Origin of the sequence: Methylobacterium sp. 1030, assembly GCF_040544715.1 — a bacterium.
Taxonomy (GTDB): domain Bacteria; phylum Pseudomonadota; class Alphaproteobacteria; order Rhizobiales; family Beijerinckiaceae; genus Methylobacterium.
Genome location: NZ_JBEPKM010000026.1, coordinates 23,994 through 47,092, shown reverse-complemented (window position 1 = coordinate 47,092; position 23,099 = coordinate 23,994). Strand labels below are relative to the sequence as shown.

The 23,099-nt window shown below is 71.0% G+C and carries 22 protein-coding genes and 1 tRNA gene; 6 read left to right on the top strand and 17 right to left on the bottom strand.

Annotated elements, in window-relative coordinates; all coding sequences use genetic code 11:
• Nucleotides 1-124: 124 nt before the first annotated feature.
• The 7 genes from ABIC30_RS27980 to ABIC30_RS27950 form a co-directional block, all read right to left on the bottom strand.
• Nucleotides 125-577 (bottom strand): exodeoxyribonuclease III, encoded by a 453-nt coding sequence (locus tag ABIC30_RS27980; RefSeq protein ID WP_354456457.1) that lies wholly within the window; start codon nucleotides 575-577, stop codon nucleotides 125-127.
• 61 nt (nucleotides 578-638) lie between these two features.
• Entirely contained in the window at nucleotides 639-1,016 is a 378-nt protein-coding gene (locus ABIC30_RS27975) for a response regulator (RefSeq protein WP_354456426.1), read from the bottom strand.
• A 7-nt stretch (nucleotides 1,017-1,023) separates the two neighbouring features.
• Entirely contained in the window at nucleotides 1,024-3,735 is a 2,712-nt protein-coding gene (locus tag ABIC30_RS27970) for a PAS domain-containing protein (RefSeq protein WP_354456425.1), read from the bottom strand.
• A gap of 50 nt (nucleotides 3,736-3,785) precedes the next feature.
• Nucleotides 3,786-4,790 (bottom strand): HWE histidine kinase domain-containing protein, encoded by a 1,005-nt coding sequence (locus ABIC30_RS27965; RefSeq protein WP_354456424.1) that lies wholly within the window; start codon nucleotides 4,788-4,790, stop codon nucleotides 3,786-3,788.
• 79 nt (nucleotides 4,791-4,869) lie between these two features.
• A complete protein-coding gene (locus ABIC30_RS27960; RefSeq protein WP_354456423.1) occupies nucleotides 4,870-6,132 on the bottom strand; it encodes an ATP-binding response regulator in 1,263 nt (420 codons plus the stop codon).
• Between the two features lie 8 nt (nucleotides 6,133-6,140).
• Nucleotides 6,141-6,566 (bottom strand): response regulator, encoded by a 426-nt coding sequence (locus ABIC30_RS27955; protein ID WP_234741950.1) that lies wholly within the window; start codon nucleotides 6,564-6,566, stop codon nucleotides 6,141-6,143.
• Complete coding sequence (locus ABIC30_RS27950) at nucleotides 6,550-7,674, bottom strand: sensor histidine kinase (RefSeq protein WP_354456422.1); 1,125 nt, start codon at nucleotides 7,672-7,674, stop codon at nucleotides 6,550-6,552. Before ABIC30_RS27950 ends, ABIC30_RS27955 begins: the two co-directional genes overlap by 17 nt.
• Before the next feature lie 219 nt (nucleotides 7,675-7,893).
• Between ABIC30_RS27950 and ABIC30_RS27945 the strand changes: the two genes are divergently transcribed.
• The 4 genes from ABIC30_RS27945 to ABIC30_RS27930 all read left to right on the top strand — a co-directional run bounded on the left by ABIC30_RS27945 (nucleotide 7,894) and on the right by ABIC30_RS27930 (nucleotide 10,305).
• On the top strand, nucleotides 7,894-8,103 hold the full coding sequence (locus ABIC30_RS27945) for a hypothetical protein (protein WP_354456421.1): 210 nt from the start codon (nucleotides 7,894-7,896) through the stop codon (nucleotides 8,101-8,103).
• A 40-nt stretch (nucleotides 8,104-8,143) separates the two neighbouring features.
• Complete coding sequence (locus ABIC30_RS27940) at nucleotides 8,144-8,779, top strand: glutathione S-transferase family protein (protein ID WP_354456420.1); 636 nt, start codon at nucleotides 8,144-8,146, stop codon at nucleotides 8,777-8,779.
• A gap of 435 nt (nucleotides 8,780-9,214) precedes the next feature.
• A complete protein-coding gene (locus ABIC30_RS27935) occupies nucleotides 9,215-9,727 on the top strand; it encodes a hypothetical protein (RefSeq protein ID WP_354456419.1) in 513 nt (170 codons plus the stop codon).
• Nucleotides 9,728-9,855: 128 nt separating this feature from the next.
• Nucleotides 9,856-10,305, top strand: a complete 450-nt coding sequence (locus ABIC30_RS27930) for a Kiwa anti-phage protein KwaB-like domain-containing protein (RefSeq protein WP_354456456.1) — start codon at nucleotides 9,856-9,858, stop codon at nucleotides 10,303-10,305.
• A gap of 35 nt (nucleotides 10,306-10,340) precedes the next feature.
• Here the strand turns inward: ABIC30_RS27930 and ABIC30_RS27925 are convergent, their stop codons facing one another.
• The 8 genes from ABIC30_RS27925 to ABIC30_RS27890 form a co-directional block, all read right to left on the bottom strand.
• Entirely contained in the window at nucleotides 10,341-12,278 is a 1,938-nt protein-coding gene (locus tag ABIC30_RS27925) for a DUF6538 domain-containing protein (protein WP_354456455.1), read from the bottom strand.
• 107 nt (nucleotides 12,279-12,385) lie between these two features.
• Nucleotides 12,386-12,477: transfer RNA gene (locus ABIC30_RS27920), tRNA-Ser, on the bottom strand.
• A 12-nt stretch (nucleotides 12,478-12,489) separates the two neighbouring features.
• On the bottom strand, nucleotides 12,490-13,350 hold the full coding sequence (locus ABIC30_RS27915; RefSeq protein ID WP_020094366.1) for a glycosyltransferase family 2 protein: 861 nt from the start codon (nucleotides 13,348-13,350) through the stop codon (nucleotides 12,490-12,492).
• Complete coding sequence (gene lysA / locus ABIC30_RS27910) at nucleotides 13,347-14,615, bottom strand: diaminopimelate decarboxylase (RefSeq protein ID WP_020094367.1); 1,269 nt, start codon at nucleotides 14,613-14,615, stop codon at nucleotides 13,347-13,349. The genes ABIC30_RS27915 and lysA overlap by 4 nt, the downstream gene beginning before the upstream one ends.
• Before the next feature lie 165 nt (nucleotides 14,616-14,780).
• Nucleotides 14,781-15,128: a hypothetical protein gene (locus ABIC30_RS27905; protein WP_020094368.1), complete on the bottom strand. Its 348-nt coding sequence runs from the start codon at nucleotides 15,126-15,128 to the stop codon at nucleotides 14,781-14,783.
• Nucleotides 15,129-15,296: 168 nt separating this feature from the next.
• Entirely contained in the window at nucleotides 15,297-15,599 is a 303-nt protein-coding gene (locus tag ABIC30_RS27900) for a hypothetical protein (protein ID WP_020094369.1), read from the bottom strand.
• Nucleotides 15,600-15,742: 143 nt separating this feature from the next.
• The gene (locus tag ABIC30_RS27895) at nucleotides 15,743-16,465 is read right to left on the bottom strand and encodes a hypothetical protein (RefSeq protein ID WP_234081382.1); all 723 of its coding nucleotides are present in this window, start codon (nucleotides 16,463-16,465) and stop codon (nucleotides 15,743-15,745) included.
• A 147-nt stretch (nucleotides 16,466-16,612) separates the two neighbouring features.
• Nucleotides 16,613-17,242 carry a DUF1134 domain-containing protein gene (locus ABIC30_RS27890; RefSeq protein WP_234081380.1) on the bottom strand — a complete coding sequence of 210 codons (630 nt, stop codon included), beginning with the start codon at nucleotides 17,240-17,242 and terminating at the stop codon, nucleotides 16,613-16,615.
• 157 nt (nucleotides 17,243-17,399) lie between these two features.
• On the opposite strand from ABIC30_RS27890, the gene ABIC30_RS27885 reads away from it, so the two are divergent.
• Complete coding sequence (locus ABIC30_RS27885) at nucleotides 17,400-17,978, top strand: YHS domain-containing (seleno)protein (protein WP_234081378.1); 579 nt, start codon at nucleotides 17,400-17,402, stop codon at nucleotides 17,976-17,978.
• On the opposite strand, the gene ABIC30_RS27880 is transcribed toward ABIC30_RS27885, so the two are convergent.
• Together ABIC30_RS27880 and ABIC30_RS27875 are read right to left on the bottom strand one after the other, a co-directional pair.
• Complete coding sequence (locus ABIC30_RS27880; RefSeq protein WP_020094373.1) at nucleotides 17,959-18,831, bottom strand: 3'(2'),5'-bisphosphate nucleotidase CysQ family protein; 873 nt, start codon at nucleotides 18,829-18,831, stop codon at nucleotides 17,959-17,961. The genes ABIC30_RS27885 and ABIC30_RS27880 overlap by 20 nt on opposite strands.
• A gap of 72 nt (nucleotides 18,832-18,903) precedes the next feature.
• The gene (locus tag ABIC30_RS27875; RefSeq protein WP_020094374.1) at nucleotides 18,904-21,909 is read right to left on the bottom strand and encodes a bifunctional [glutamine synthetase] adenylyltransferase/[glutamine synthetase]-adenylyl-L-tyrosine phosphorylase; all 3,006 of its coding nucleotides are present in this window, start codon (nucleotides 21,907-21,909) and stop codon (nucleotides 18,904-18,906) included.
• A gap of 407 nt (nucleotides 21,910-22,316) precedes the next feature.
• On the opposite strand from ABIC30_RS27875, the gene chpT reads away from it, so the two are divergent.
• Nucleotides 22,317-23,027: a histidine phosphotransferase ChpT gene (gene chpT / locus ABIC30_RS27870; RefSeq protein ID WP_020094375.1), complete on the top strand. Its 711-nt coding sequence runs from the start codon at nucleotides 22,317-22,319 to the stop codon at nucleotides 23,025-23,027.
• The last annotated feature ends 72 nt before the right edge of the window (nucleotides 23,028-23,099 follow it).

The following is a 23,099-nucleotide window of genomic DNA, read 5'->3' as shown; positions in this document are numbered from 1 at the left end:
GCATCGTCCATCCGTCCGCCCTACGGGCGGGAGGACGTGTCAACGCGTGCCGTGGCGGACCGATGCTCTCACAAACGACCGCAATGACGATTGGGGCTACGGTCGAGAAGATGCGTGACGCCGTTCAGGGCGCCGCCTCCTTTGACGAAGTCTTGAACTCGACCTCGACCGGGCAGTGGTCCGACCCCGTCCGTTCGGTCAGGTGCCGGCAGGCGGCGAGGCTACCTTGCCGCGTCGGGTCGACGAAGGCGTAGTCCAGCCGCCACCCGACTTTCCGCTCCCTGACCGTCGGGCGCATGCTATACCACGTGTAGTGGCCGCCGGCGGGCTCGAACTGCCCGAAGGCATTGACGAAACCGGATGCGAGCAGGCGATCAACCCAGGCCCGTTCCTCGGGTAGGAAGCCGGCGTTGCAGCGGTTGGCGCGGGGATTGGCCAGGTCCGTCTCGGTATGGGCGACGTTGAAGTCGCCGACGAGGGCGAGCTGACGGCCGCGGCCCTCTTCGGCCTGCACCGACTCGCCGTCGACATCCCGTGGCCGGAACGACCTCGTCCCGGGTGGCCTCCGCCCGGTGATCCGTCGCCGCGTCCCCTTTCGGTCGAGGAAACGATGGACGCGTCGGGCGGTCGAGGCTTCGTCAGGGCGTCAGACGTCGCAACGTCGCCTCGACCTCCCGGCGCTTGTACGGTTTGGCGAAGAACACGCCGCGCTTCGGCATCTCCTCGGGCCGCGGCATGCGGCGGCCCGAGACGATGATGATCTCGATGGGCGGCCAGCGGTCGCGGATGGTCGCAGCCAGCTTCATCCCGTCGTACCCGTTCGGCATGTCGATGTCGGTGAGGACCACGCGGATGTCGGGACGGTTCGTCAGGATGAGGACAGCGTCGGCTGCGCTCGTTGCCTCGACGGCCTCGAAACCCAGCCCCTCGACGAGGTCGACGGCGTCCATGCGCTGCAGCGGCTCGTCTTCGACTACGAGGACCACCGGTCGGGCCGGCGGCAAGGGATGATCCATCGGTTCCTCAGGAATTCTGCAGGTGTGCCAGCGGCGCGCGCATCGTCGCCTGGAAACCGGAGGGCGGGTACCGGAGGTCGACCCCGCCCGAACCGGCGAGCCCGATGCCGATCAGGCGTGAGCCGAAGCCCTTGCGGCCGCCCGGGGCGGGCGGGACGACCGGGGGACCGCCGCGCTCCGACCAGTCGAACTCGACCTCCCGGTCCTCTCCCTCGCCGTCGAGGCGCCAGGCGACGGCCACCCGCCCCTCCGGCACCGACAGGGCGCCGTACTTGGCGGCGTTCGTCGCGAGCTCGTGCAACAGCAACGACAGGGAAAGGGTCGCGCGGGGGCCGATGTCGATCTCCGGGCCGGAGACGTCGATGCGGTCGCCATGGCCGGCACCCGCGAGGACGGCCCTGACCACGTCCTTCGCCGGCGCCGCCGCCCAGCTCTTGCGCAGCAGCACGTCGTGGGCGGAGGACAACGCGTGGATACGTTGCTCGAACGCCTCGACCGGCGCGCGGTCCGGGACGCCGCGCAGGGTCTGTCCGGCGATGGACAGCACCATTGCGAAGGAGTTCTTGAGGCGATGCGAGATCTCCTCGTTGAGCAGGCGCTGATCCTCCTCGGCGCGGACCCGCGCCACCGCGGTCTGGACCCTGTCGACAACCGCCCGCACAAACGTGAGGTCGTCCTCGGAGAACTCGTGAGGCGCGGCGTAGTTGACGAACCCGATGCCGACGAGGCGGCCCCGCTCCACGATGGGTACGTTGAGGAGCACCCGGACGCCGATGGCCAGCAGCGCCTCCGCCTCATCCCGGGTCCGCGGGTCGACCGAGACGTCCGCCACGGTGACGACCTCGCCGCGCCGCAGGTCCTCGATGTACGAACCGTACGAGCGGAAGTGATGCAAGCCGGCGACTGAGACGTGGCCGGGCGCGCACCAGTCGGTGAGCACCTCGACGGTCTCGCGCACGGCATCCACGACGCCGTAGCCGGCCCGCGTCGCGCCCGTGATCCGCGCGAGGACCTCCGCGGCGGCCTGGACGAGCGACGGCACGTCGGCGAGGTCGCGCAGCCGGTCGCCGAGCTCGGCCAGGGCCCGCCAGCGCGCCTCGCTCGCGCGCTGTGCCTCCTGAGCGGCATGCCGCTCCTCGATGTCGAGCAGGACTCCGGGGAAGCGCGTCGGCGTCCCGTCCGAGGCACGGTCCACGCGACCGTTCGCCTCGATCCAGTAGTACCGTCCGTCCGCCCGGCGAACCCGGTACTCGTGGGCGTATGCGCCGCCACGCGCTATGGCCTCGGCGATGGCCGCGGCTAGACCCTCTTGGTCGTCGGGGTGCACCGTCGCGACGATCTGCGCCAGCGGGATGCCCTCGCGCCCGAGCGCCGGGTCGAGCCCGAAGGAGCGTGCGAAGGCCTCGTCGACGGTGAACCGGTCGCCGGGGATGTCCCAGACCCACGTTCCGATGATCGCACCGGCCGCGAGCGCCAACTGCATCCGGTCGGCGTTCTCCCGGGCCAGCGCCTCCTCCGCCCGCAAGGCATCCTGCATGGCCCGCCGCTCCGTCACGTCGCGCGCGGTGCCCGACATTGCGATGACCTGCCCCGAGTCATCGCGCCTGAAATTGGCGCGGCGGGCGATCCATCTAACGACCCCATCGTCCGCGCGACGGATACGATACTCGACGTCCAGAGAGGCGCTGCCCTCCCGCCTTCTTCGGTCATCGGAACGCACGGCGGCGTCCTCGGGCAAAACCAGGGCTTCGAGGGCGGAGGCCGGATAGGACGGGGCGACCGGGACGCCGAAGAGCCGACAGAACTCGGGGGTGACCTGCATCGTGCCGGTCACGACGTCCACTTCGAACAAGCCGACGCCCCCGGCTTCCTGCGCGAGGCGCCCGCGTTCGTCGCTGGCACGTAACGCCACGTTCTGTGCCTCACTCTCCTCGGCATGAGCCAGCGCCGAGACCTGCGCGGCCCGCTCGCGCACCGTCCCCGCCTCGGCTTCGGTGGCCGCGCGCCGGGCCTCCAGCAGTCCCACGACCTGCCTTCCCAGGGCACGCAGATCCTCGGCCTGCTCGACCGTGAGCCCCTCCGGCCGCGGCAACGTGTCGATGACACACAGCGAACCGACGACGTGACCGTTCGACAGCCTCAGGGGCGCCCCCGCGTAGAAGCGTATGCCAGGCTCTCCGGTCACGAGGGCGTTCGCGGCGGTGCGCGGGTCGAGGGTGAGGTCCGGGATCACCAGGAGGTCGTGCTCGCCCAGCGCGAACCGGCACACGGAGCGTTCCAGGTCCGTCTCGCACGGCGGGAAATTCCGCCGGGCCTTGAACCACTGGCGGTCCGCCCCGACGAGGCTGACCAGGGCGACGGGGACGGCGCAGAGGCGCGAGGCGAGACGGACAGCGTCCTCGAACCCCTGCTCGGCAGGCGTATCCAGGATGTCGAGCGCGTCCAGCGCCGCGAGGCGCCCGGGGTCGGTGACATCCCGCTGCGGTGTCGAAGCATTCATGGAGGCGGTCGCAGGGGCCCTTCTCACCCGGGGGAGTCTTCTTGGCAGATGGCGGTGAGGCGAGCCAGCCTCGACGAGGCGGGAAAAGGCAGCCGGTCGACGTACCGGTACCGCCTGCACACGGACGGCCGCGATGTGCGGCCGTGCCGAATTAAACCTGGGTTCCCAAGACCATGCGTCGAACGAACGCACTGCGGCCGGGACCGCCCTTTCGTCCATCGCCGACGGTCCATCGTCACGGAACGGGACCTGGCGGCACTCGCTTGCGTTCACGCTGTGACCAGGGGCATGCGGACGCAGATCCGGAGCCCGTCGGCATCGAATGCGACATCGACCTCTGCCGCCGTCTGCACCGTGAGGATCTTGTTCAGGAGCCGTGAACCGAACCCCTCGCGTGTCGGCAGCGCCGGCGGCGCCCCGTCGTGCTCGTCCCAGGTCCACGCGAGCGTCGGAATATCCGCCTGGTCCTCGACCCGCCAAGTCACGACAACCCTACCTCCCGGATGACCCAGGGCCCCGTGCCGGAGCGCGTTCGTCGTCAACTCGTGCAGGGCCATGCCGACCGGAACCGCCAGCCCGGAGGCGAGCCGCACGTCCGGGCCCGCGAGCGAGACGCGTCCGCCCTCCGCGTACGGGTCGAGTTCGGCCCGGAGCAACCCCTCGAACGAGGCGGCCTGGGCCTCGTCCTCTGTGATCAGCGCGTGTGTCCGGGCGAGCGAAAGGATCCGTCCGGTGAAGGCGTCGAAGAACTCGACCGGCGACATCGCCGACCGCAGGGTGGCGTTCAGCACAGCCTGGACCGTCGCCAAGGTGTTCTTCACCCGGTGATGGAGTTCGCGCACCATCAGCGCCTGCCGGTCCTCGGAAGCGCGGCGTTCGGTGACATCGCGCTGTGACGAGACCCAGTGGGTGATCCGGTCGTCGGCGTCACGGATAGGGGTGATCAGCCACTCGACCCAGTAGGTCGAGCCGTCCTTGCGATAGTTGAGCGCCTCGCCCCGGAAGGCTTCGCCCGACACGAGGGAGCGGCGGGCGGTGGCAAGGGGGCCGCGCTCGGCCCGGGCACCCTGCAGGAACCGCGGGGAGCGTCCGAGGACCTCGTCGGCCTCATAGCCGGAGAGACGGGTGAAAGCCGGATTCGCGTAGAGGATCGTCGGTCCCGGTTCGTCGAGGTCCGCCGTGGTGATGAGGATGGCCTCGCCGGCGGCCTCGACGGCGGCCAGGAGGAGCCGCAGGTCGACCCCGATGGGGTCGTTCTTCTCTCGACATGACACCGGGGCTTCCTCCCGTCCTGGGTTCAGGCAGCGGGATCCTGAGCCCGGGACGGAGAGGGCCTTTGATTGCGTACCGTTGTCACAACTCGCCGCCGGTCCCGCGGTTGCGGCCAGGGTGGCGCCTCAAAACGCCGCTAGCGCCCATCGCCATGGACGGACCGGTCCGCGACCTGTCCGCCGGGGACGCCTCCCTCTTAGCGTCGGTGCGGTCGGCCACCCCGGGCAGCGCGAAGCTGAACGTCGTGCCGCGGTCGACAGCGCTCCTCACGCCCAGCACCCCGCCTTGTCGCTCGACGAGGTCCCTGCACAGCAGCAGGCCCAGGCCGCTCCCGCGCTCGCCCGCCGTCCCGTTCGTGGTCGTCCGCCGGTCCAGCCGGAACAGGTCGTCGACCTTGCCCGGCGGCATGCCGACCCCGGTGTCGGCGACCGAGATCTCGACATCGTCGCCCGCGCGGCGGGCGGCGACCGTGATGGTCCCCCCCGGGAGCGTGAACTTGACCGCGTTGCTCACGAGGTTGCGCAGCACCGTGGCGAGCATGTCGCGCTGAGCCCGGACCACCAGATGGTCGCAGGACGAAACCAGGGTGAGGCCCTTGTCGGCGGCCGCCTCGGCGGCACCCTGCATCACCCCGGCGGCCAGGGCGTCAAGGTCGACATCGGTGAGGGTGACCGTCATGGTGTCCATCTGAAGGCTCGCCCAGGAGAACAGGCTCTCCAGCAGGGCGTAGGCCTGCGTCGCCGCCTCGTGGATGCCTTTGGCGCGGCGCTCGATGGAGGCGGGGTCGCGCGCCGCCACGGCCTTGCCCAGCACCTCCGACAGGCCAAGGAGAGCCTGAAACGGGTTGCGCAGGTCGTGGGCGATGATCGAGAACAGCAGGGACTTCTGTCTGTTCAGTGTGTCGAGTTCGAGAGACTTCGCCTCCGCCTCGCGCCGTGCGGCGGCGAGTTCCGACTGAAAGGCCCGCCGTGCCTCGGCGAAGCGGATCGCCCGGGCAAGGCCGGACGGCGTAACCTCGGCCTTGTCGATGTAGTCCAGCGCGCCGGCCCGCATCAGCCGCGTCGCCAGATCCGGATCGGCCTCGCCGGTCAGCATCAGCACGGCCCGCGCCTCGCTCTCGGCCGCCAGCAGCGTCCTGAGCAGCGCGAACGTGTCGATGCCCGGCAGCCGGAAGTCGAGCAGCACGCAGTCGAAGGTCGCTTCTGAGGCGAGACGTTGGCCCTCCTCGCCGCCAGCGGCCTCAGTCAGAATGTGGGCAAGGCCGGACTTGGCCAACGCACGCCGCACCGCGGCCCGGTCGACCGCGTCGTCGTCGATCAGGAGGATGCGGGTTGGGTTCGTCACTGGGTCGACTATGCCGGGAACTCGACGACCTTCCAGTAGTGCTCCAGCAACGCCACCGCTTCCATGAAGGTGTTGGCCGGGTCGCGCTTGACGATGTAGCCGGCGACGTTGTGCCCGTAGGCGCGCATCCGGTCCTCGTCGGCCTTCGAGGTGGTGATCATGAACACCACCGCCGAACGCAGGTCCTCGTCGGCGCGGACCGCCTCCAGGAACTCGATGCCGTTCATGCGCGGCATATTCAGGTCGAGCAGGATCAGGTGAGGCCTTGGCAGCTTGGCATGCCCGTTCTCGCCGCGCAGGATCTCCAGCGCCTCGACGCCGTCGCGGGCGACGGTGATCGGGTTGCCGATCTTGCTCTTCTTGAAGGCGCGCTTGAGCCCCTGGACGTCGACCTCGTCGTCGTCGACCAGCAGGATGTTAACCGTCGAGCCCATCCGCCTGTCCCTTCTGGCCGTCGCGCGGCCACGTGAAATGCACCGCCAGACCGCGCCCGTCCGGCCCGTCGGAAAGCCAGACCTTGCCGCCCAGCCGGTCGACGAGCTTGCGCACGATGGCCAGCCCCATGCCGCTGCCCTCGACCTCGTCGCGGGGCTTGAGCGTCTGGAACATGCCGAACACGCGCTCGCGGAACTGCTCGGGGATACCCGGCCCGTCGTCGGTCACCACGAACTCGACCGCGGGCCCCGCCGGCTTGGCCTCGATCCTGATATGCCCCTCGGCCGGCCGGTCGTGGTGCTTGATGGCGTTGCCGATCAGGTTCTGCAAGGCCTGCGTGAGCGGCGCCCGGGATGCGTGCAACGTCGGCAAGGACGATGCCGCCTCGATGCTGAACCCCTCGGGCGGGCTGACCAGGACGGCGAGCTCCTCGACGAGCGCCTTCGTGTCCACCGTGTCCATCGTCGCGTCGGTCCGTCCCGCCCTGGAGTAGGCAAGCAGGTCGTCGAGCAGGCTGTCGAGCCGTCGCACCCGGCTCTTGAGCAGCTCCATGTTGGTCCGGACATCGCCGGTCAGCGAGCCTTCGAGATCCTCCTCGATCCACCCGACGAGGTTCTCGATGCCGCGCAAGGGCGCCTTCAGGTCGTGAGAGGCGACGTAGGCGAACTGCTCCAACTCTTCGTTCGACCGGCGCAGGTCGATGGCGTGACGGGCGAGCCGGCGTTCCAGGGCTTTGCGCTCGGTGATGTCGGTGTTGGTCCCGAACCAGCGCAGGATGGCGCCGTCCGGCCCGCGATGGGGCTGCGCAAGCGATAGGAACCATCGGTACTCGCCGTCGGCGCCGCGGAGCGGGAAGGTATCCTTCCACGGTTCTCCGGTCCGGAACGCCTCGCTGATGCGTTCCACGACGCGCTCGACGTGGTCGGGGTGGTGGACGTCGCGCCAGCCCCAGCCTCGCATTTGTTCGAGGGTGGTGCCAGTGTAGTCGTACCAGCGACGGTTGTACCAGATGATGTCGCCGTTCGGCTCGGCGACCCAGGCCATCTGGGGCAGCGCGTCGGCGAGGGCGCGGAAATCGTCCGTGGTTAGGTTCGCGGCACGCTCCACGCGCGGGTCTCCTTTACGATGGGCTTGGAATGAGGGCGGTCCCGCATACCCCTAGACGAGATGCACGTCACCGGAGCGTGCCCGGGCCGCCAAGCCGTGCAGGCAGGCAAGTCTTCCGGGATCTGAAGACCGTGGCCAACATGACCGCCGGGAACCGCCTTGCCCCAGGCAAATTGGCTCCCAGAACCGGGCCTGCAACCAGTAGGGAGGAAGAAGACGATGTCGGCTGATACCGAGAAGCACCGCGCGCTCTTGGCGGCCCTCAAGGACGCGCAGGGCAAGGGCGACAACTCCTTCGAGCGCGCCGTGACCGATGCCTTTGAGCACGTCTTCGAGCACCTGGGACGCCTCAACGATCACGTGTCCCTCGGAGGCCCCGATGGTGGCGACCCCCACCTGAAGCCCGGCGAATCCGCGACCCTTCGATAGGGACCGGCATCGCTGGATGCCGCAATGCGAAGGGACGCGCATGATCACGCTCTACACTTGGTCGACACCGAACGGTCGCAAGATCCCGATCATGCTGGAGGAGTGCGGGCTGCCCTACACGGTGGTGCCGGTGAACATCGGCGAGGACGAGCAGTTCGCCCCCGACTTCCTGAAGGTGTCGCCCAACAACAAGATCCCGGCCATCGTCGACGACGAGGCGGAGGGCGGCCCCCTGTCGGTGTTCGAGAGCGGCGCGATCCTCACCTACCTCGCCGAGAAGACGGGACGCTTCCTCGCCCCCTCGGGGCCTGCCCGTTACAAGGCGCTGGAATGGCTGCACTGGCAAATGGGCGGCCTCGGGCCGATGCTGGGCCAGCTCGGCTTCTTCGCGGTACGTTCCGACGAGAAGGCGCCGCTGGCCATCAAGCGGTTCACCGAAGAGGCCGACCGCCTGCTGCACGTCATGGACCGGCGCCTTGGCGATGGGCCGTACCTTGCGGGAACGGACTACTCCATCGCCGATATGGCCTGCTACGCCTGGACGCTGGCGGCCACGTCGTTCCTGAAGGAACCGCTAGAGGGGACCCTGGCCGACATCGCGAACGTGCACGCTTGGCTGGGGCGGGTAGGCGAACGGCCGGCGGTGAGGCGCGGCATGGAGGTCCCGAAGACCTGAGGTGCCGAAACGCAATGGCGCGGAGGCAGGGGCGGCTCCAGCTTCAGGGGAAACGCGTGACGCCCGTCGCGTCGGCGCGACCATGGGAGACATCACGATGAGTGACAGGCCCGGACCCGACGAACTGCCGCCGGCGGACGAGGATGCCGGCCTGCCGACGCCGCCCAGTCCGGGGCGATTGCCGCCGGCTCACCTACCGCCGGCTCCGGACGAGCGTGACCCGTCATCCGATGTCAAAGGACCGGGCGAGGGAGAGTGACTGGCCGCTCGCAGAGCGAGCGCAGAAGGTAGGCTGCGGCGGGTTCGGCGCGCCGACGCGTTCAACCGGGAGACTTGTCTCTTTGTTGTTCGTGACCTCGGCCGAGGGCGGCTTGGCGTCCGGGAACCCCCGGCCTTCTCATGAGATGGTCCCGTCCACGGAACCGGGAGACCCACATGCGCCTTGCCATCGCCGCCCTCGCCCTGTCGGCTGTATCCATCGCAGCCCGTGCCGAGACTCCGGCGGATGCCGTCGCCATCGGTCCCTGGAAGGTCGACGCCGTCTTGAAAGGCCAGAAGTTCGACCGTTGCACGATGACCCGGACGACGGACGACGGCGTCGAGGTCCGGTTCACCCGCGACGCGGCGGGGCTCGACCTGACGATGAGTTCGGCGAAATGGAAGCTCGGGCGCGGGAAGAGCTATCCGGTCGAGTTGGTGGCCGGATCCTCCACGCTGCAGGCGGACGTCGCCGCCTCCGGCAACGTGGTGTCGTTGCCGGTCAAGGACGAGCGGTTCCTCAAGTCGTTGAAGCTCGCCGACGGCCTGGACGTGAAGGGTGAGGGCGCGACCATCAAGGTGGCGCTGGATAAGAGCGCCGCCGCACTCGACCGGCTGGAAGCATGCTACGCCAAGAACGGCTCGGCAACCGAGAGGAACCCGTTCGTGGCGCCGAGCGGCAAGCCATAGTCGACGACCGTCCCTATTGGCCGCGGCCTGACGTCGCTGTCGCCTCTGAAATCTCTGATGGACGAACGCGAGGAGCCCCTGATTGACCAGCGGCTCCTCGCCCACTCTAGGTTGATCCAGTCCGGAACATTGAGGGCTTAAATCGGATCTTTGGGGCGGCTATCATCGGCAGCAGCCTGAAGTTCCTCAGCTTCCACCTCCTGCGGCAGATCTTTGACCTCAGCGCGTACTACGTCGAGGCGACCACGACCGACTTGCAGGCCTTCGCTCAGATCAACACGGTGCACTTCGCGAACGCGCAGGCGTTCGTGGACGGCGCGGACTCCTGGATCAGGCGGAAGGTCACGCTAATCAGCCAGAGCCAGATCCTCGACAACGTCGACCCCGCCACCATCCAGAGGGTGGCACGCACCTTCGGCATCAATGTGCAAACGGTCAGCGTCGGCGGGCAGGATGCCATCGCGATGCCGGCGGGCAAGGCCGACCTTAAGAAGATCCTTCGCTTCCTGGACGAGGACTATTATCAATCGGCCCTGCAGAGCCGCAACTTCGTCACGAACTCGAAGGGTCCCGCGTAAGGTCAGGCCGTGATCCCATGGTGCCGTAAGTCCGGCTACTTGCCGGTCCCTCGGCGCGCCTTTCGCTCGAAGGCGCGCGCCATGAAGGACCTCCTCCGTCCTGAGACCGCCTCCCGCAGGACGCGGTAGGGACCGAGGTCCAGGCCGTCGTAGGCGACCTTATCGATCCAATTGCTCTCAGATGGGCTGAGCAGCGCACCGCCGTAGATGCCGTCCATGCCTTCAAGAGCGTGCCCCATCATTTTGCGACGCGCTTGGTCAGGCATGCCCGCCTCGACGGAGGCATCGCGGAAGGTGTGCCTCAGGCTGTAGAGTGAGATACGCTTGTTCGTGATGCCGACCGCGCGCAGCCGGCGGTTCAGGCGGCGGGAGACCTCCCGGCCGTAGTGGCCGTAAGCGTCGCACTTCACGTCGTCGAACAGGAGGCTGTCAGCCTTCCCCGTCGTCATGCGACGCCGTTCGAACAGGTCGAGCAAGCCCATCTCGATGAGAGCGGGGTGGATCGGGATCATGCGTCGCCCGGCTGCGGTCTTGATCGAGCGCTTGTCCTCCTTCCGCTTCTTCGCCTTCTGCACATCCGGCCCAGTATCCCCATCATCGTCCTCCACGGTGAGGAGGTTGAGGTGGGGCCTGCCATTGAAGTCGAGCCGCAGGTCGTCGACCTGGAGCTGCGCGAGCTCGTTGGGACGCGCGCCGGAGAAGAGCATCATCAGCGGTACCCATCGCGAGGACGAGGGCAGCGGGTAATCTGCCGTGCTCGCGAGGAACGCGTTGAATTGGGAGACCTTCAGCGGATGGCGCTTCGCCTTCGCGCTTTCGACCTCCTTCTGGGCCGAATGGACCTTGGCGGCGGGGTTCGCGCCGAGGAGGTCCTCACCGATCAAGAAATCGAAGAGCCGCCGAACCGGGCCGAGGTACTTCAGGTCGACCGTCTTAGGACCGTTATGGGGGTAGGGCTTCTCGCGCCTGGCGTTGAGCTCAATGGCCTTTGCAAGGTCATCGGTCTTGAACCGGGCCGCGTACCGGTCGGGCATCAGGTCCAACTGGTTGCGGTACGTCTTGAGGTCACCGGGCGTGATCTCGCGGATCGGCTTGTCACCGACCGCGCGCAGGAATGTCTGGAGCCGGCGAGGCACGTCCTCCCTGTGCTTGATCCCCGGTAGCTTCACGACTTCCTCAGTCACGTAGCGCTCGATGGCCTGGGAGAGCGGCATGTCGGACCAGCGCTCGGTCTCAACCCGGGCGAGGCCGGTGCGCACGCCCTCGGCAGCCATCTCGTATAGCGCCTGCGGGTCGACTGCCGTCGACGGCGTTGGCACCGGGGGAGCCTGCATGCGCTCCATTGCTGAGGCTAGCAACGCTCGCAGGGACTCAATCTGGATCAGCATGGGGGTCGTTTCGGCCGAAGCGGCACGATGTTGGCCCAACAACGTCAGGGCCTCGTCCAGCGCCCGCACCCCGGCCGTGACTTCTCGAATATCTCGTTGGCCAATCCTTGCCACGGCTTCAAGGATGGCCACGGCGATGCCGTTCTCGACGCCAGCCGGGTTCCCGGCCCGGAGCAGGTCCAGGGCCATGCCGGGTTCGATCTCGTCGACGCCGGGTTGGCGCGGTTCGAGGTCTCGCTTGCCGACCGAAGCATCGCCGTCCCCGGTTCGGCGAAGGATGCCGTGCGCATCCTTTATGAGGTCGACCTTGATGGTGCCCATCGCCGGCGACCCCGTAGTGAGGTCGAGAGCGCGTTCGAGCATCGCCAACGCGACGTCCCTGGCCGGACGGATCGGCCGCTCGGACCTGAGGACCGCGTAGACGTCCTCGACCCTGACCAGCACCTCAAGTCCCCTGCGACGCGCTTCCCGGGCGCTGCCGGTATGCAGCGACCGACGAACCTCGGCGATGCCGAGCACGTCAACGAGGTCTACGGGAACGGCCTTTCGAAACCACCAACGGTCGCCGCGTCTGACGACGTACATGCCCACCCCGAATCGGAGCCTGGGCGCAGGCCCAGACTGTGACGGGGCGCTGTGACGTGGACGACGCTTTCAGGGTCAAAAAAGGCGAGTAAAATCAATGACTTAAATGGCGGAGACGGAGGGATTCGAACCCTCGATACCCATTTCTGGGTATGCTCATTTAGCAAACGAGTGCCTTCAGCCGCTCGGCCACGTCTCCGGCGCTCTGGCTCTAGAAGGTCGGATCCGGCGGGTCAACCCGATCCTGGCGGGCGGCGGCCACGCGGCGGCGCTCGACGTGCTTGGCGACGCGCAGATGCCGCGAGATCGCGTAGTTCATCGCCGTCAGGAAGCCGTAGGTGCCCCGCACGAAGTGGCGGCGGCCGAGATAGGCCTTCAGGAAATTGCCCGGCAGCTCGACGAACACCCGCCAGGTCGGGATCACCACGCCCCGCGACTCCAAGTCGTCCGCCTGCTGGTCGGAGTAGCGGTTCAGCTTGTCGAGCTGGTCGCCGAGCGAGCGCACCGAGAAATGATGGATCACGCCCCGGAGCCGGCCCGGCTTCACCCCCGGTTCCAGCGCCACCCGGTCGTGGACCGGCGAGGCGGCGTAGCGGCCCCGATCCTTCCGGTAGAGCCGGACCGGCGTCAGCGTGTAGGCGAGCGGGTGCGGCCGGCCCTCGCCGGGGAAGATCTCGGCGATGCCGATCCGCCACGCCGGCCGGCGCGGCTCGCCCGCGGCCCAGAGGCCCCGGATCTCCCGGGCCAGCTCCGGCGGCACCACCTCGTCGGCGTCGAGGTTCAGGAGCCAGACGTGCCGGCACTGCTCCTCTGCGAAGCGCTTCTGCGGGCCGTAGCCCGGCCAGGGATGGTGCAGCACCCGCGCGCCCAGCGACTCCGCCAGGGCCTGCGTGCCGTCGGTGGACCCGGAATCGACCACGACGAGGTCGTCGGTCAGGCCGCGGACCGCCCGAAGCGTCGCGCCGATCCGGTCCACCTCGTTGTGGGCGATGATGAAGACCGACAGCGGCAGGGGCCCGTCGGGTCCCGGGAGCGGCCTGGGGGCGGCGGCGCCCTCCGGAGCGCGGCTCACGCCAGCCAGTCCGGCACCCGGTCGAGGGCGATCAGGGCGTCGACGTCGAGGCGCGGGCGGACCACCGCCGCGCGGTCGCCCCGCACCAGAACCTCCGGCACCAGCGGCCGGGTGTTGTAGGTGCAGGACTGCACCGCCCCATAGGCGCCGGCGCTCATCACGGCGATCAGGTCGCCGGGCCTCACCTCCGGCATCTCGCGGTTGAGGGCGAGGTAGTCGCCGCTCTCGCAGACCGGGCCGACCACGTCGGCGACGAGGCGCGGCGTCTCGGGACCCGGCTCGATGACCGGCCGCAGGCCGTGATAGGCCTCGTACAGGGTCGGGCGGATCAGGTCGTTCATCGCCGCGTCGACGATCACGAAGGTCCGCCCCTCGCTGTGCTTCACGTAGAGCACCCGCGTCAGCAGGATCCCGGCATTGCCGACGATCATCCGGCCGATCTCGAAGACCGGCCGCAGGCCGAGCGGGGCGAAATGCGGCCGCAGGGTCGCCGCCAGCGCGGCCGGGTCCGGCGGCGGCGCGTTGTCGTCGCGGTAGGGGATGCCGAGGCCGCCGCCGAAATCGATGTGGCGCAGGGGATGGCCGGCCGCCAGCAACTCCCGGGCGAGGCCGGCGAGCAGCCGGGCCGCGTCGGCGAAGGGCGCCAGATCGGTGATCTGGCTGCCGATATGCATGTCGACGCCGTGCACCGCGATCCCCGGCAGGGCGGCCGCAGCGGCGTAGACAGCCGGCGCCCGGGTGATCGGGATGCCGAACTTGTTCTCGTACTTGCCGGTGGAGATCTTGGCGTGCGTGCCGGCGTCCACGTCGGGGTTCACCCGGACCGAGACCGGCGCGCGGAGGCCGAGGCCCACCGCCACCTCGGACAGGACCGCGAGTTCCGGCTCACTCTCCACGTTGAAGCAGAAGATGCCGGCCCTCAGCGCGGCCTCCATCTCGGCGCGGGTCTTGCCGACTCCCGAGAACACGATCTTGCCGGGGTCCACGCCGGCCGCCAGGGCCCGCTGCAGCTCGCCGCCGGAGACGATGTCCATCCCGGCGCCCCGGGCCGCGAGGGTCCGCAGGACGGCCTGGTTCGAGTTCGCCTTCATGGCGAAGCAGACCAGCGCGTCGTCGGCCGCGAACGCCTCCGCGAAGACGCGGAAGTGCCGCTCCAGCGTGGCGGTGCTGTAACAGTAGAACGGTGTGCCGACCTCCGCGGCGAGGCCGGTCAGGTCGACATCCTCGGCGTGCAGGCGGCCGTCGCGATAGTGAAAATGGTGCATCTCGGCCGTGTCTCGTCGCCGTATCTCGTCCCGCCGGAGCGCGGGCTGTTTCCCGTGAAACACTCCGCCGCCGGCCGCGGCGGGCGCGCGCCGGTGGCGGGGTCCGACCGAGTCCGAGCGGGGCCACCGGGCGCGGCACCGCGACGGCGTGCCGGCCTCCGCCCTCTACAGCAGCGGATCCAGAATGAAAGGCTGCTTCGGCACCCGGTAGCCGCGCCGCGCGCCGCGGCTGGTCTCGACCGGCGCCTCGGTGCCGCCCGGCGGGACCGCCGCCGCGGAGAGCTCGTCGCCGGCGCGCACCGAGGCCGGGTCCGGCTCCGGGGCGCCGCCGCCGAGGCCGACCGAGACCGGCAGCGTCCGCCGCCCGGTCGGCGCGTCCGCACCGGCCTGCGCACCCGCCCGCGGGGCCGCCGTCTGGGGCGGCTCCAGCGCACCCCGCCGCCCGCAGGCGGAAGCCGCCAGGGCCACGAGGCCGGACACGGCGAGGAGTTTCAGGGCGGGTTTCGACAACATCGCGCGAGGGTCCGGCGGGCTCGGCACCGGCACGCGAGGGCCGGCGGGAGCGCTACCTTAGCCGTTGCCGCGTCCCGGCGCGAGCGCCCGTCCGCCACAGGCCGGCCGCGGCGCACGGTTGGGGCCCGTTCCCGCGGTTCCCGGCCCGGCCTCGACAGCCGGGAGGCGTCAGCCCCGCCGCTCCTTGCCGCCCTGCGAGCCCTGCCGGTTCTTGGCGGGGGCGTTCTGCTGCTGCTCGGCCTCGTAGGCGTCGATCGCCCGGCGGCAGTTCTCGCTGAGCTTCTTCCAGTTCTTCTGGAAGCAGGCATCGGTGGCCGGATCGTCGGGGGCCAGGTTGCCGCAATAGGTCAGGTAGTCCCCGGTGCAGTACTTCTTCAGGGTCTCGTTGCCGCGCTTCGTCTGCTGCGCGGCTGCCGGCAGCGTCAGGGCAACGGCCGCCGCGACGGCGAGGACGATCGGCTTCAGGCGCATGGGTATCCGTACCATCTGTCGAACTTGTGAATGCAGGACGCGTCGGCGATGCGATGATGCCTTTGCGTGGTCGAAACAAGGCAGTCATCGCAGGTTTTCGGTTGCGTTCCGGTCGCCAAACCCCGTTTCGGAGGTGGATCGGCTCAGACCCGCTCGGGTTCCGGCATCGCCGCCGCGGTCCGCGGCATCCGGCCCGGGGCCGTGAGGGCTTCGGCGACCTCGACGATTCGCCGGCGGAGATCGGCGTTCTCGCGCTCGATGCCGGCCTGCCGGTCCGGCGACAGGTTTCCGGCCCGGTCGTGGCGTTCGTTCTGGCGGTCGGCCACGGTCAGGGCCAGAGCTTCCTCGGCCGCCTTCAGGCTCGCGCGCAGGTCGTCGCGCTCGGCCGCCAGCGCGGCGGCGTCCGGTGCCGGCGCCGCGCCCTGCCGGAGCGCCAGGAGACTGTCGAGCAGGTCGGCATGGGCGTCCTCGAGAGCCTGGAGCGTGGCGAGGCTCGCGCTCCCGTCCTCCCGCGCCAGCGTCAGCTCGGTCTCCAACTCCCGGGTCTTGGCCTGGGCCTGGGCGATCTCGGCGTCGCGGGCAGCGACGTCGCGCGCCAGGGCGGCGACCCGCATCGTCCCGGCCCCGATCGCCGCCATGTCGGACTGCCGCCGCGCCTCGACGGTCTCGACCCGGCGCTCCAGGCGGCGCTGCTGCACGGCGAACTGGGCGCGCAGGAAGTCCCGCTCGGCGGCGATCTCGGCCGGCGACAGGGGCAGGCGCGCCTCGGCCCGCCGACGCTCCAGGCGCGCGGCGCGGGCATTGAGGGCCGGCAGCAGCAGCAAGCCGCACAGGCTCGCCGCCAGGAAGCCCAGCGCGAAGATCATCACCGTTTCGATCACGAGGGTGCAGCCCGCGCATCCGGCCGGAAAACCCGACCCAACTCCACTCTAGCCCAGGTTGGCCGCGAGGGTGAAATCCCGCGGGGCCGGTCAATCAGAACGCGTTCCGACGCCCTCGCGGATCCGATCGGATCAGAACGGGTTCCAAGTCGGCTCACGGGTGAACTTCAGATAGCCGACATTGATCCCGAGCCGCGCGCCGACGCCACTGCGGATCGGCACGACGATGACCCGGTCGTTGACCACCGCGGTCATCCCGAAGCCGCCCACCAAGTAGGCGGAGCCGTCGACGCCGGCGAAGCGGCGGTACAGGTCGCGCACGTTGGGCAGGTTGTAGACCAGCATCATGGTGCGGGCGCCGTCGCCGCCGACATCGAAGCCGAGGGACGGGCCCTGCCAGTAGATGCGCCGCTTGCCGGCGTTGCGGGTGTAGAGCGTGCCCTCGCCGTAGCGGACGCCCGCCACCACGGCGCCGCCGCCCTCCTGGCCGAGGATGTAGCCGTTGGGCTCGCCCCAGCGCCGGCCCGCCTCCTCGACGGTGAGCGCGAGGCCGCGCGACACCGTACCGAAGAACCGATGGCCGGATTCCACGATCTCGCCGGGACGGAAGGTCTCGGGCGTGTCGAGATCCTCGCCGGCCGCGCGGGCCGCGCCGAGGAGGGAGCCGCTGAGGGGCGCACCCAGCGCCAGGCCGAGGCCCGCGCGCAGGAGGGTGCGGCGGTCGGTGCCGCGATCGGTGCCGCGATCGTCTCGTGCCGTCATCGTTGCCTCCTCGCCCGGTTCGATTAACGGTTCGTGCGATGGACCTGTGCCGCTCTGTCCCGCCGGGCCGGCAGAGGCCGCGCCGGGCGGATGAGTCGGACCAGCTTCTGAGGGAATCCGCAAGATGTGGTTAACGCGTCCTGACCCCGCAGTCCGCATGGCCGGGCGGTCGGGCGCGGGCGTCCCGCGTGCGGCGCTCACGCTCGCGCGGGCGGTGGGGCTGTCAGCCGCGCTGTCAGCCGCGCTGGCGGCCCTGCCGGCGGTGGCCCCCGGCCGCGCCGCCGCGGAGGAGGGCCTGACGGCCCGGACGCGGATCGAGCTGCTGACGCTCAACGGCTTCGACCCGGTCAGCTACTTCCTGGAGGGCGGGCCGCAGGCCGGTCTGGCCCGGTTCGAGCTGTCCTGGGGCGGCCAGGTCTGGCGCTTCTCCAGCGGCGCCAACCGCGCCGCCTTCCGGGACGACCCGCCCGCCTACGCGCCGCGTCTCGGGGGCTACGACGCCGCCGGGATCCTGGATGGCCGGCTGGTGGACGCCGATCCCCTGGTCTTCGCGGTGATCGACGAGCGCCTCTACCTGTTCCGGGATGCCGGGCGCCGCGCCCGGTTCCTGGCGGAGCCCGGCCTGGCCCGGCAGGCGGAGGCGGCCTGGCCGGCCGTGCGCCGCCTGCAGGATGTCCCGCCCGACGCCTCGCCCGACGCCTCGCCCAAGGTGCCGCCTACGGATGCGCCGCGCTGAGCGCCGCCGCCGGCCGGTCGCTCGCGCGGGCCGGCAGGGCGAGCCGCGGGGCCAGGGCGGGGTCCCCGAGGGCCGCGAAGGGACCGTTGCGGTGATCGGGTCCGTGCTGGCCGTAGCGGATCGGGCCGCCGCCCGGCACCACCACGCAGCCGCCCGCCGCCGCGACGATGTGGTCGCCCGCGGCCGTGTCCCATTCCATGGTCGGGCCGCAGCGGACGTAGATGTCGGCCTCGCCTGCGGCGATCAGCCCAAACTTCAGGGCGGACCCGACCTGGCGCGTCTCCACCACCGGCAGCGCCGCCAGGCAGGTGGCGGTCTCGGGATCGCCGTGCCGCCGGCTGCCCAGGGCGACGAGGCCCGTCCCCGGCGCCGCCCGCGCGCGGACCGGCCGCCCGGACCCCGGCCGGCCCGCGATCACGGGGCCCTCCAAGGTCGTAGGGCCGGCCCACCAGACGCGGCCGAGGCCGGGGGCGGCCAGCGCGGCCGCCACCGGGCGGGCGCCAGACACCAGCGCGATGTTGACCGAGTAGTCCGGCGTCCCGGCGAGGAAGTCGCGCGTGCCGTCCAGGGGATCGACGAGGAAGAAGAGATCGGCGGGGCGGGTCGCGTCGCTCTGGGCGCGCTCCTCGGCCACGACCGCGATCCCGGGGAAGCGCCCGGCGAGGGCCTCGACGATCAGGTCCTCGGCCTCGACGTCGGCAGCGCTGGAGGGTGAGCCGTCCGGCTTCAGGGCGTGCGGGCAGGGGCCCCGGTGGTAGCGGCGCAGGATCTCCCCCGCCGCGCAGGCGATCTCGGCGAGCGCCGCGGCGATCCGCTCACGCTCCGGTCCCGAGATCGTCACCGCGCCCGTCATGATGCCTCCCGACACCGCCCTGAATGCCCGAGCGGGGGGGGAATGTCGACGGCCACTGGCCGGAGCGCCGCCTCATCGGCGCTCCGGCAGCTCCCGCGCGGCGGCCGGCATCCGAACCGTCCGCCGGATCCGCGCCAGCAGGGCCTGGCTCCGGCGGCGGTGGCGGCGCAGCTCCGCCGCGAGGCCGCGCGCGTCCGGGAGGCCCACCGCCTTGGCGATCTGCTGGGACGCGGTCTCGGACGGTTCCGCGGCGGGATCGGTCATCACGAGCCGCTGCCACTGGTAGACGGCGTCGAGGAAGCCGTAGGTCTCGGCGAGGGCCTCGCCCGCCGCCGCGGGCAGGAGGCCGCGCGCCGCCGCCTCGCGGAAGAGCGACTCCGCGCCGAGGCCGATGCAGCCGGGCCAGTCGCGTGCCTGGCTCAGCACGATGGCCTGGGCGAGGAAGTCGAGGTCGAACAGCGCGCCGGGGGCGAGCTTCAGGTCGTAGGGGCCGGCATGGCCCCGCTCCCGCGCGACCAGGGCCCGCATCGCGCCCGCCTCGGCGCAGACGGCGGCGGTCTCGCGCGGCTGCCGGAGGATCCCGGCGATCGCGGCCGTGACGTCGGCCGCCAGGGTGGCGTCGCCGGCGACGACCCGGGCACGGGCGAGGGCCATGTGCTCCCAGAGCTCCGCCTCGCCGCCGTGATAGGCCGCGAAGCCGCTGAGCTGCACGGCGGGCGGGCTGTGGCTGCCGTAGGGCCGCAGCCGCAGGTCGACCGCGTACAGCCGGCCGCGCCGCGTGGCCGTGGTGAGCGCCGCGAACACGCGCTGCGCCAGCCGGTTGTAGGCCACCACGGCGTCGAGGGGGCGCCTGCCGTCGCTGGTGCGGTTCTCCGGGTCGAAATCGTACAGGAACAGGAGGTCGAGGTCGGACTCCGCGCTGAGCTGGCGGGATCCGAGGCGGCCGAGCGCCAGGATGCAGCAGCGGCCCGCCGGCACCGCGCCGTGGTCCAGGGCGAACCGGCGCTCCTCCGCCTCCAGGCTCAGCGCCACCGTGGCCTCGGCGATCGCCGCGTAGGCCTCCCCGGCCTGGCGCGGGGTGAGGATGCCCGACAGCAGGCGGGCGCCCGTAACGAAGGCCATCTGCCGGGTGGCGTCCCGGCAGCGGTCGAGGCTCTCCTCGTGGCTCGCCGGCTGGCCCAGGAGCGACCGGTACTGCGCGCGGACCTCGTCGGGATCCGTGGTCGGCGTCACGAAATCGGCGTCGAGCACGGTGTCGAGGACGTGCGGGCTCAGGCCGACCGTGTCGGCGAGGCGCGGCGCCGTCCCCAGGATGTCGGCGAACAGCAGGCGCAGGCGCTCGTGCGAGCGCAGGATGGCGAGGAGTTCGGCCACCGCGGGCATCCGCGCGAAGGCCCGGTCGAGGGCGAGGAGCGCCGCGTCGGGGTCGGCGGTGCCGCCGAGCGCGCGCAGCAGCGCCGGGAGCATCTCGGCGAGGATCTCCCGGGCCCGGCCGGTCCGCAGGGCCGGGCGGCGCCCAAGATGCCAGCCCTGCACGGTCTCCCAGGCCAGGGGCGGATCCCGGAACCCGAAGGCGCCGAGCCGCGCCAGGGTCTCGGGATCCGGCTCGCTCTCGCCGAAGACCAAGGCGGTGCCGTCGGCGCCGGCCTCCGGCTCCGCCTCGAACAGCAGGGCGTAGTGCGCCTGGACCCGGCCGGCATGGTGGAGCAGGGCCGCCTCGAAGGCCGGCAGGTCGGGGAAGCCCGCGAACAGGGCGAGCGCGGTCAGCGCCTCGGTCCCGGTGGGCAGGCGCTGGGTCTGCTCGTCCCGGATCATCTGGATCCGGTGCTCGAGGGTGCGCAGGAACGCGTAGGCCGCGGAGAGCTCGTCCCGGGCCCGCCCGTCGATCCAGCCCTCCGCGACGAGCTCGCCGAGCATCGCCACGGTCCGGCGGCCCCGCAGGGCCGGCTTGCGGCCGCCGAAGACGAGCTGCTGAGTCTGGACGAAGAACTCGATCTCCCGGATGCCGCCGCGGCCGATCTTGATGTCGTGGCCGCCGACCGCGATGGTCTCGTGGCCGCGGACCATGTGGATCTGCCGCTTCAGGGCGTGGATCTCGGCGATGGCCGGGAAGTCGAAGTGCCGGCGCCAGATGAACGGCGCGAGTTCCGCCAGGAAGGCCTCGCCGGCCGGGATGTCGCCGGCGATCGGCCGGGCCTTGATGAAGGCCGCGCGCTCCCAGTTCTGGCCGAGCGTCTGGTAGTAGTCGAAGGCGAAGCCGGTGGAGAGCGCCACCGCGGTCGAGCCCGGGTCCGGCCGCAACCGGTAGTCGATGCGGTGGACGTAGCCGTCGGCGGTCCGGTCGGCTAGGAGCTTCACCAGCCCCTGCGCCAGCTTGACGAGGAAGGGCTTCGGATCGCCGCCGGTCGCCGCGGCGGCGGGCTCGGCCTCGTAGAAGACGACGAGGTCGATGTCGCTGGAGTAGTTCAGCTCGCAGCCGCCGAGCTTGCCCAGGCCCAGGACGATCAGGCCCGACCCGTCCTGCGGCGCCTCCGGATCTTTGGGCCGGTACCGCCCGGCCGCCATCCCCTGCCGGAGGAGCGCCTCGACCGCCCCGCTCACCGATGCGTCGGCGAAGGCCGACAGGGCGCCGGTCACCGCGTCGAGGTCCCAGCGGCCGCCGAGATCCGCCAGGGCGACCAGGAGGGCGTGGGCCTCCCGGTTGGCGCGCAATTGCCGGCCGACCTCGGCAAGGTCGGGATTCGCCCCACAGGCGGCGCTGACGGCGCGCTGCCGCGCGATGATGTCCCGGCTCGCCGCGTCCGGCGGCTGATCCAGCAGGGCGACGAGCCGCTCGGGCGACCGGGTGGCCGCCCGCCACAGGAAGGGGGAATGATCCGCCAGGCCCAGGAGCAGCTCCCGGCAGGGCGGTGTCAGGAAGCCGGCCGGCAGCGCCGGCGCGAGCTCGGCGAGCCGGGCCCCCGCGGCGTCCGGGTCGGCGAGCCCGAGCCGGGGGCGCAGGCGCGCGCGCAGCGTCTCGGCTGGCTCGGCGGCCGCTCTCTTTGCCGATCCGTTCGGGAGACCGGTCTCATCTCTCATGCCGCATCCTCCCTGGCGCGACGGGGCCGGCATCGTAGCCGACCGGGCCGCCCGTGTCCGGTCCGGCGCGCACGGCTTGCGGCGCCCGCCGCGCGTTCACGATGCGGCCAGGACCGGGCAGCGGCGACGCGTTCGCGGCCGCGCGGGCCCGGAATCGGGGGCCGTCCCGGCCTTCCGTCCGATCCGGTAACGCTTTTCAAAGCCGACCGTGGCGTCTATCCGTGCGGACCGGTCGTCGCCCCCGGTCCGGCCCGCGGGCCGCGCGGGATCCCTTCGGGCGACTCGATCGCCGCAGGGGCGGCCGAGGACTGGGCGGCCGAGAACCGGGCGGCCGGGAACCGGCAGCCCCGACCGGGGCCCCGGCCCGCAGACGTCCGCATTTCCGATCCGCCCGCCCGGAGCGCACCATGTCCTCCCCGACCTCGCCCACCCTGACTCTCGACGGCCTCGACCTCGCCGCCTTGCTCTGCTCCCGCGTCTGCCACGACGTGATCAGCCCCGTCGGCGCGATCGTGAACGGGCTCGAGGTCCTGGAGGACGACCAGGACGAATCGATGCGGACCTTCGCCCTGGAGCTGATCGGGAAGAGCGCCCGTCAGGCCTCGGCGCGGCTGAAATTCGCCCGCATCGCCTTCGGGGCCGCCGGCTCGGCCGGCGCCTCGATCGACCTCGCCGACGCCGAGAGCGTGGCCAAGGGCATGTTCTCCGACGAGAAGACCAAGCTGACCTGGAGCGCCCCGCAGGCGCTGTTCCCGAAGAACAAGGTCAAGCTCCTGCTCAATCTCGTGATGGTCGCCACCTCGGCGATTCCCCGGGGCGGCCTGATCGACGTCGTCGTCTCCGGCGACGGCGAGGCGCCCACGCTGGTGCTGAAGGCCAAGGGCTCGCATGCCCGCATCCCGCCCCACGTCGAGGAGCTGATGGCCGGCAGCCCCGAGAGCGGCACCGTCGACGCCCACGGCATCCTGCCGTTCTACGCGGGCCTCGTGGCCCGGGCCGCCGCCATGGATGTCCGCTTCGCCATCGAGGGCGATGAAGTGACTATCACCGCCACGCCCGCAGTGATCGACGCGTCCGAAGACTCCGATGGAGAAGCTTCGGACACGGCGCTGGCGTGAAACTCTGAAAAAGGTGCCGCGCGGGGCCGGGATGGAAACGCTTCCCTAACCCCGCGCGAGTAAGTAGGTTGC